Origin of the sequence: Methanoregula sp. (genome assembly GCF_003170075.1) — an archaeon.
Taxonomy (GTDB): Archaea; Halobacteriota; Methanomicrobia; order Methanomicrobiales; family Methanospirillaceae; genus Methanoregula.
The window spans coordinates 1-7,952 of sequence record NZ_PMZU01000018.1; the positions used below are offsets into that span (position 1 = coordinate 1).

6 protein-coding genes are annotated in these 7,952 nt (G+C 57.2%); 4 read left to right on the forward strand and 2 right to left on the reverse strand.

What is annotated here, in order from left to right:
• Positions 1-173: 173 nt before the first annotated feature.
• A complete protein-coding gene (locus tag QZN75_RS01445) occupies positions 174-917 on the forward strand; it encodes a metal-dependent hydrolase (protein WP_292423826.1) in 744 nt (247 codons plus the stop codon).
• Between the two features lie 89 nt (positions 918-1,006).
• On the opposite strand, the gene QZN75_RS01450 is transcribed toward QZN75_RS01445, so the two are convergent.
• Both QZN75_RS01450 and nudC read right to left on the reverse strand, forming a co-directional pair.
• A complete protein-coding gene (locus QZN75_RS01450) occupies positions 1,007-4,069 on the reverse strand; it encodes a response regulator (protein WP_292423829.1) in 3,063 nt (1,020 codons plus the stop codon).
• A 136-nt stretch (positions 4,070-4,205) separates the two neighbouring features.
• Entirely contained in the window at positions 4,206-5,084 is an 879-nt protein-coding gene (gene nudC, locus QZN75_RS01455; protein WP_292423833.1) for an NAD(+) diphosphatase, read from the reverse strand.
• Between the two features lie 246 nt (positions 5,085-5,330).
• Here nudC and QZN75_RS01460 point away from each other — a divergent pair, with 246 nt between their 5' ends.
• The 3 genes from QZN75_RS01460 (at position 5,331) to QZN75_RS01470 (ending at position 7,755) form a co-directional block, all read left to right on the forward strand.
• The gene (locus tag QZN75_RS01460; RefSeq protein ID WP_292423836.1) at positions 5,331-6,074 is read left to right on the forward strand and encodes a hypothetical protein; all 744 of its coding nucleotides are present in this window, start codon (positions 5,331-5,333) and stop codon (positions 6,072-6,074) included.
• 15 nt (positions 6,075-6,089) lie between these two features.
• Positions 6,090-7,043 carry an aldolase gene (locus QZN75_RS01465; protein ID WP_292423839.1) on the forward strand — a complete coding sequence of 318 codons (954 nt, stop codon included), beginning with the start codon at positions 6,090-6,092 and terminating at the stop codon, positions 7,041-7,043.
• 124 nt (positions 7,044-7,167) lie between these two features.
• Positions 7,168-7,755 (forward strand): HdeD family acid-resistance protein, encoded by a 588-nt coding sequence (locus QZN75_RS01470; protein ID WP_292423842.1) that lies wholly within the window; start codon positions 7,168-7,170, stop codon positions 7,753-7,755.
• The last annotated feature ends 197 nt before the right edge of the window (positions 7,756-7,952 follow it).

Sequence of the window (7,952 nt, forward strand, 5' to 3'; positions counted from 1 at the left end):
TGCATATACTGTCCAGAATTATCCGGGAAAAATGCAGGGACCGCGTGTGCCTGATCCGGTTTTTTCCGGCAGCCGGTCCCTTTTTAGTCAACCCACACCACCGGACAGCTCCACGAACCGGAAATCCTTTCGGTCACCTCTGGAGCGCTCAAAAACGTGAGGACCCTCCCGTCATGATCACCCGGCACCATATGGCACTTGCCCTGATGTGCGCACTTATTCTCTGTAGTTCATTCTTTCGTACAGACCCGCTCATGATGGCCCTGGTCATCGCCGGTACCTGCGTCGGCGTCCTTCTACCGGATATCCACATGACCCGGCCAAAGCATCATCCTTTCCGCACCGTTGCCTGGCTGATCGTGCAGTTTTCCCGGAGGATCTGCGCGCCGGTCCTGTGCCGGATCTATGCGCACACCCGGCACCTGGTTCCGGATCCTGCGGATAAAAGGCTGATCCACTCAATTCCCGGTGTCCTGTTTGTATCTGCATGCACGTGTGCAATCCTGTACATCCCGGCATATGCGACCGGCAATGCATTCATTACCAGATCGGCCGCTGCATTTCTTGGCGGTATACTCCTTGGCATGGGACTCCACCTTGTCGAGGACCTCTGCACGAGAAAAGGCATCTTCCCGTTCTTCCCGTTCAGTCCCTGGACGGTCGCCGGTTCCATCCGCCCCTGTGACAAGACCGATCCCCGGATCGCCCAGTACCATATCCAGCACTGCACGGTGCTCCTCGTCTTTTTCGGGCTCGACAACCTGGGCATTCTTGCACCCGGACTCTTTTTGCCGTTAAATATTGCCGGTCTTGGCATCTGCCTGGGCACGATGGTATATTTTTCGGAAGTCTCGATCCGGCGGGACCCCGGGTCGGCTGGCGACGTAAAGGTCCCGTCACCGGCAAAAAGCACCTGATCATTAAAAAAGGTTTAAAAAGTAACTGCCTCGTACGGCCGGTAACAAACGTTTACGCGAAACCAAAAAAATCTGATAGTCCGGGTTGCTCACTCTTTTGGCCGGTATCCTTTTGCATAGGCAAGTGTCACGAGCTCTTCCAGCTGCGTTTCCTGCCGCCCGGTCAGCCGCCGGCCTTTCTGGAGCAGCCGCCCGAGCTTGACGATCCTGAGCCGGTCCTCGTGAGTCAGCGCCTCGGCATTGTGCGCCCATTTCAAAAGATCGAACCACTGCTGGCGGCTGAATGCCGGGATGCCGGCTTCCGGTACCTGTTCCTCACCGGACATGCTTTCGTCACCGCCCTCATCCGCCGCCACACCGTCATCGGTTTCACCCTCGTCTGCAATAGTAGTTGCCTCTTTTGGGTCCCCCTCATCAGGAGCCGCGTCATCGTCCCCTGCTGTACCTCCCGTGTCGTCCCCGGTTATCTCCGGGGCATCACTCCCAACCGCACCGCCCGGAGCAGCAGGTGTCGGGATCGCATCTGACAGGTCGTTGATATCGAGTTCCCTTGGCTCTTCAAAGAGGTCTTCCACGCTCTGGATCCTTACCTGCGGCGCATCCGGTTTTGCGGGGGCGGCTGCTTTCACCGGATCTGCCGGTTGCTGTACTGGCACCGGGTGATCGATCTCTTTACGGGAAAGTGCCAGCGCCCCGTGCATGATCACGGTGGGAAGGTCCGGCCCTTTTGCGACCATCGCGTGATTTCCTGATGGCACTTCTTCTCTTGTTGCAGACAGGACCAGGGGCCTTTTTCTGAGGGTGGCCAGGGCATCTTTGGCCTCCGCACACTCCTCTTGTGCCGCATGGCGCTCTTCTTTTTCTGCCGCAAGTGCAGCACCGGTCCGCTCGATCTCTGTTTCGAGGGCCTGGAGTGCCGCATCTTTTGTTGCCTGTTCCCGCTCGGCATCGCGGAGCTGTTCCTCGAGCGACCGCAGCCGGTCAAGCACGGTTTTGAGATAGACCTCGAGTTTTTTGAGATTGTCTTCGCGTTGAGCTTCTTCTGTCACCTTTGAATCAGTTATGGCCCGCAGTTGTTGTTCCACCTGCTCCTTCTCACGGGCCACACGCGCGAGGGTCTCCTCTGTCGTGCGATGCGCCTCGCGCTCTGACGTGAGATTATCCGAAAGGTCCTGGATTTTTGCGAGCAGTTCACGCTCCTTTGCAGCGGTCTGCTCACTTATCGCATTTGAGGTTTGCTCGATGTTCCTTTTTGCCTGTGTTTCCTCCGAGAGTTTCTCTTCAGTCGCATGGCGCAGCCGCTGCTCGGTCTCCAGTTCTTCCCGGATCTGCTCCATGTCTGACACAGCCGAGCGGGCCAGTTTTTCTGACTGCGCCTTCGCGAGCTCGGCAGCGGCAAGGTCGTCGCTGAGACTCTTGTGCGCACCAGCCATGGCCTCCCGCTCCTGCTCTGCACTCTCCAGAGCGGCCCGGGCTTTCTCCAGATCCTGCCGGAGTGCACCGATGGTAGTGTTGAGTTCCCGTACCTCGCTGTCCTTTGTCTCCGCAATCTCTTTTGCGCTTGTTTCCACGCCGGCACGCAGTCGTTTTTCCTCTTCAAGTGAGGCGACAGTCGTATCGAGTTGCTCTTTTAATGCCTGGATTTCACCGGTGATCTGTTCCTTTGCCGCGGTTATACGCACGAGCTCGGCTTCGAGCGTCGCGCTCTTCTGGCGCTCGGCACCAACCGATTCCGTGAGCGCATCGCACTTCTGCTGGAGCGCGTCATGATGCTCCATGAGTGTCCCTTTTTCAGCGACAAAACCCGCCTCTTTTTTTGCCGCTTCCTGCGCAAGTTCGCTGTACTGCTGCTCGGTACTGGCCCGGTGCTCTTTTTCTGCGGCAAGTTCATCTGCGAGCCGCAGGCACTCCTGTGACTGCTGCTTTGCCTTTTCGGTGATCTCCTCTACCATCTGCCGGAGATCCTGTTCGGCCCGGGCTTTCTCTAAGAGGACGGATTTGACTTCCTGCCCGGCTGCATCAGCACGGCTTTTCTCGTCGTTGAGAGCACTCCTGAGCTGCTCGATCTCGATCGAACGGGTGCCAAGCGCCCGTTCTGATTCTTCATGGTCGTGCGCGAGCCCGGCAAGCTGTGTCTCCAGCGCCACCCGTTGCCCGGAGACCTCCGCGAGCTCTTTTTTTGCCGCAGACAGGTCCGCGCGGGTCTGCTCAAGGTCACGGTTCAGGATATCCGCATCGCCGCGAAGGGCATGTTCGAGTTCATCCTTCTCGGTCCCGAGCGTACGGATCGTATCTTCCGCTTCCGCAAACCGGGCGCGGGTTGTTTCCAGTTCCTGCGTGAGTGTGGCCAGTTCGGCCTTTTTCCTGGTAACGTCCATCTCGCGCTCTTCAAGACGGGAGCGCAGGGTCACCATATCGTTTTTCAGCCCGCCAAGGGTGGTTCTCACACTCTCCAGCTCGCGGGTCTGCCCGTTTGTGACCGTCTGGAGCCGGGCCGTTTCCGTGCTCAGTTCGCTGGTCCGCTCTGCGACCCGGCGTTCGAGCGTGGATTTCAGGCCATCAAACGCACGCTGCGTCTGTTCCAGTTCTGCTGCCCGGCCGACCGCCATCTCAAACGAGGAGAGCAGGAATTCCAGGAGTTTCCTGCGGTCCGCCATGATCACGTACTCGCGGCCTTCGTGCTGTATCTTGAACTGTGTCCTGATTTTCTCCGGATCCGGTTTTTCGACCGGGGACGTGAGCATTATATCGACAAGCGAGAGGAGGTACTGGTGATTATACGGCCGTGCGATAAAGTTGTCCGCATTGCTGTCAAGGACAATTAAGAGGTCGCCGAGGTTTGCGACACCGGTGACAAGGAGGACCGGGATCCTCCAGAGATCGACGTCTGTTTTTATCTCGCGGCAGACAGTATAGCCGTCCTGTTCCGGGCCGGTGGTGTCGCAGATGAGAAGGTTGGGTTTTCCCGTATGAAGGCTCTCAAGCAGGTCCGTGCTGTCGGTAAAAAGAGTGATCCGGTACCGCAGGGGGGTCAGCTGCCCGATGAGCTGCTGGGAATCCCGGTCATCTTTACAGAGAATGAAGATATCGATGGCGCTCTCTCCACCCTGGATGTCTTCATCTGTACCTGATGGTTCAGAATTCATCTCCATTGCTCTCTAACAGAATTAAAAGTCTTTATATTATATCTATGTTTATATCGCCTGCGTTTACACAAATCACCGGCTGCCCGCTCGGGCACCGTGCAGGTTTTCCTTACTATTACCCCGTAAAAAAGGTTTTCGCGGTTTAATGCCGCAGGTTTCCCCGTTCCACCCACCGGTCGATGAGCGCCCGCGAGATACTCATGGGTGCGGGCAGCGGCGGGAGAGCGTCCCGACCAAACCAGCCGGCAGAGACGATCTCGTTGTTGTCAATCTCGATCTCCCCGGCTGCATACTCGGCAATAAACCCGATCATGAGGGAGTCGGGAAACGGCCAGGGCTCGCTCGCGAAGTACCTGATGTTTTTTACCACGAGGCCCACTTCTTCTTTTACCTCGCGGTGGACGGCGTGCTCCAGTGTCTCGCCCGGCTCCACGAAACCGGCGATCACGCTGTGCATCCCGTTCGGGAACCGGGGCGAGCGGGCAAGCAGGCACTCTTCGCCACGGGTGATGAGCACAATGATCGCCGGGGAGATGCGGGGATAGACGACAAGGCCGCAGGCCGGGCATCTTTTTGCCCGCTCGGTAAGGACCGGCACGGTCTTTGTCCCGCACCGGCCACAGAACCGGCTCGCTTTTGCAGACGCGATCATCCGTACCGCAAAGGCCGCGATGGCGACATCCTCATCCGGTATCCTGCCATAGAGCTCCCGCACACCAACAATAACCCGGCCTTCCGGGAGCGGGATATCCTCCGGCAGTTCTGCTGCGTAACAGGGTGTTGTGCCCCGGTGGCCGAGGTATTCAACCGGGCCGGTGACGGGGACGGCCGGTGACGGGCCGGACTCCGCGTAGATCTGCGGGATATCGCCATCGCGGATCGCCACACCTTGGCCGGAGACAAGCACCCAGAGCGCTCCTGCCGGGACGGTTGCCGGTTCCGGGAACCGCCGGGTGAGCGTGGTGACCGAGAATACGGCGCAATGGGGAAGGGGATCACCAGGGGCAGTGTGGTACTTCATGGGAACACTCGTGCTTGTTGGAGAATCATATGCACCGGCCTACGATAAACAAGCGGTTTTATTACTATTTTATAGGATTTCAGTTAAAAATGCCAGCATACTCCACTATCATTTTTACCGGCAATGGCTTTTAGCCATACACGTTTACCCGTGCTTTCCTCGCGTCACAGTACGCCGCCCTTTGTTCTCCCGGACGGGGTCCTCATAAATACCTTAATTGCTCATCCGAACAAGAGAAAAACACAGATGAAAGAGGATACCCGGTGGAAACTGCTTGTGGCCGCAGGGCTTATCACCCTCTCCCTTGCGATCTATGCCGTCCACTTCCTGATCTTCCAGGATGCACAACACCTGTTGCTCTATTTTGTCACTTCCCTTGCCTTTGTCCCGATCGAGGTACTCTTCGTTACGCTGATCATTGACGAGATGCTTGAATCGCGGGAGAAACTGCAGCGCATTGAGAAACTCAACCTGATCATAGGCGCCTTCTTCTCGACCGAAGGCACGCCGCTCCTCGCCATGCTCGCGCAGGCAGATCCAAAGGTGGCAGAGCTGCGGCGCGAGTTCGTGGTACGCGACAGCTGGACTCCCGCACAGTTCCGGGAGATTCATACATACCTCGCACAGCACCCGTGCAGTGTCAGCATCGACCAGCTCGACCTGCACCTCCTGCAGGAGTTCCTTTTCGCCCACGAGGAGTTTGCCCTGCGGATCGTGGAGAATCCGATGGTTTTCGAGCACGAGTCTTTTACCGGGCTCATGCTCGCGCTCGGGCACCTGATCGAGGAGATGAAAGCCAGGAAAGGGCTTGCCACCCTGCCCCGGACTGATCTTGTGCATCTCGAACGCGATACAAACCGGGTCTATACTGCACTCGTTGATGAGTGGTTCCGGTACATGGAATACATGCACGGCCAGTACCCGTACCTCTTCTCGCTTGCGATGCGGACAAACCCGTTTGACGAGTCGGCCTCCGTCGTGGTATCGTAAGGAGGCCCCTCTCATATGACCTACACCATCACTCTGATCTCCCCAGATGAAAAAGAGGGCCTGGTCGAGCGCTATGCCTTAAAAGTCCGCTATGAAATAAAGTCCGAGATCTTCGGCTGCTGCATCAAGTTGTTGTCCGATGACCGGGCACTTCTTGAGACCTGGCAGGAGAACTTTTACCCGATGTCCCAGAACATCCGCTCGCACGGACGGCTCTATGTTTTCAGGGATCCTTCCTGCGGGGACAACACGGTGCAGTTCGACCCGTATTCAAAGACGGCGTTTCTCTTCAACTTCACCTACTATGGGTGGATCAAATCGATTGCGCTTGGCCTGTGCGGCGACATCCTTGAAGACGAGCACGGCATCTGCTCGGTCCACGGCGCCTGCGTTGATGTCGGGGGAAAAGGGCTTGCCATGGTCGGGACTTCCGGCGCGGGAAAAACCACGCAGACCTACGGTCTCCTCCGCGATCCGCATGCCCGGATCATCTCGGACGACTGGTTCTTTGCCCGCGTCTTCGGCCCCGAGATCCTTGCGTACGGCTCTGAGAGAAACTTTTACATCCGGCAGGACCTGTCTGCCATCTGGAAGGAGTTCGATGGCTTGGTAGCAGCAAATGAGTATGATGCGGACGGGCGTGCAGTCGCCGACATCCGGTGGGTCGTGGGCAAAGGGCGGCTCTTGCCGCTTACCACCTTAAACACGATCATCATCCTCAAGCGGGACACAGCCGACCCGCAGATCCTCTCCTCCCTTGAAAAGAGCGAAGCGTTCGATCTTTTTACCCGGAACGGTTACTTCAACCCGCACCTCCTGGTAAAAGATGCCCGCAAGACCGCACTCCGAACCCGGTACATCAGCGACCTCATCGACCGGACAAACTGCTACCTGCTCAATACGACCGGGACGCCAAAGGAGACTCAAGCGAGGATCCGCACGATCCTCGGGATGCCGGAGTGCGGATAATCCGGCCGGGACCTCCGGGAAAATTCCCGGTGCCGTGCAGCCTCACCCGGCTGGCGTGTACTATAAAAAGCAAGCGTTCAAATACCGTCGCGGCAGAGTTCTGGTATACTTTTTGAGGTTTATTATGGCTGAAACAACTGCTACTCCGGAGCCGTGCGGGTGCTCATGCGGGTGCAATGCACCAGGGCTCTTTCCCTGGTGGATTGTCCTCCTGTGGGGAATCCTTGCCCTGCTTGTCGGGATCATGTTCCTTGCATCGCCCGGCATCACAACCGTGATCTTCATCACCTTCCTTGGCGCGTACTGGCTTGTGGGGGGTATCTTCTCCCTTGCAAGCCTTGCCGTTGTCCGGACAAACATGGGCTGGAAGATCATTCTAGCGATCTTAAACCTTGTCGCGGGCATCATCGTCCTTGCCTACCCACTGTACAGCACATTCTTCCTGCTGTCGTTCTTCATCATCCTCATTGGATTCTGGGCATGCATCACCGGCGGTGCCCACCTGTATCACGCATTCTCCCGGAAGGATGCAGGAAATGGCATCCTTGGGATCTTCAGCCTCATCTTGGGGATCCTGCTGCTCGCTTTCCCCCTGGTCTCGGCAGCACTCCTGCCGTTTATTGCAGGGATCTTTGCCATCGTTATCGGTATCGCTGCCATCGTGACCTCGTTTGCAGCAAAAAAAGCGGCCCCGATGGCACCGGCGCCGTAACGGCCGAATCTTTTTTTTAAATTAATGCCCCTGCGTGTGCCCTCCTGCAGGCATTATGCTGATGGGATCGTTACCGCTTTCCTCACGTACGATGAGTACTGCCCATTCCGGAAGGGACGCCCCCGCGGCGGATCAAAAACCGGAATCCGGATAAAAAATTAAGGGTAATATGCTCCTTTAGCACCAGAATCAAAGAT